At 73.2% G+C, this 731-nt stretch carries 2 protein-coding genes; one reads left to right on the top strand and one right to left on the bottom strand.

What is annotated here, in order from left to right:
- Nucleotides 1–432 (bottom strand): nitrilase-related carbon-nitrogen hydrolase (locus NS354_RS12945; RefSeq protein ID WP_275934836.1); only part of this gene is annotated, 432 nt, incomplete at its 3' end.
- A 113-nt stretch (nt 433–545) separates the two neighbouring features.
- On the opposite strand from NS354_RS12945, the gene NS354_RS12940 reads away from it, so the two are divergent.
- A partial coding sequence (locus NS354_RS12940; RefSeq protein ID WP_153002235.1) for a DUF4916 domain-containing protein occupies nt 546–731 on the top strand: 186 nt, incomplete at its 3' end.

Genomic DNA, 731 nt, shown 5'->3' with positions numbered 1-731 from the left:
GCTCAGCGAGCGACCGGCGGTGAGCAGCTGGGACTCGAGCGACTGGTAGCCGAAGACGTGGATCTTGCGGTAGGCCTGCGTCACGCGCCCCGTCGCGTCGACCAGCACGGCCGTGTTGTGCAGCCCGCCGTCGGCGCCGCGCTCGACGATGCTGCCGAGGTGCACCTCGCTGCCGAGATCCCGCGCCACCCGCTGCGCCATCTGCACCGTCGGGCCGTCCAGCGTCTCCGCGCGCTCCGCATACCGGTCGAAGGCGAAGTACCCGGCGCTCCAGAGCTCGGGCAGGGTGATGAGGTCGGCGCCCTCGATCTCGCGCAGCATCGCCTCGACCCGCGCGATGCGCGCCTTCGGCGACTCGTCGTCGGGGCTGGCGATCTGGACGACGGCGACCCGTCGAGGGCCGGGGGTCGCGGGGCTCGGGTGCGCGTGCATGGTTCACAGCCTAGGCGAGGCGCGCCACGCGCGTCGGGAGGAGCGGGCGTGGCAGGATGGACGTGCCCGATCGCGCCGCGATCCGGGGGCGATCACGACGGGACGGGTGGGGTATGACGATCGACACGGCCGAGCTGCCCGACCCCGAGGGCCCCGAGGACCGGCCGACGCCGCCCGGCAACCCGGGCTGGTTGAGCGACGACGAGCTGAGCTTCGTGCGCGGGCGCATGCCGATCATGTACGTCGAGGCCGTGCCGGTGCGGCTCGACGGGTTGGGGCAAGTCGTCGAGGTGGGCAGT

It is taken from the genome of Leucobacter chromiiresistens (assembly GCF_001477055.1).
GTDB lineage: Bacteria > Actinomycetota > Actinomycetes > Actinomycetales > Microbacteriaceae > Leucobacter > Leucobacter chromiiresistens_A.
The sequence above is the reverse complement of the archived record's forward strand: the minus strand, read 5'-3'. Positions and strand labels throughout refer to the sequence as shown.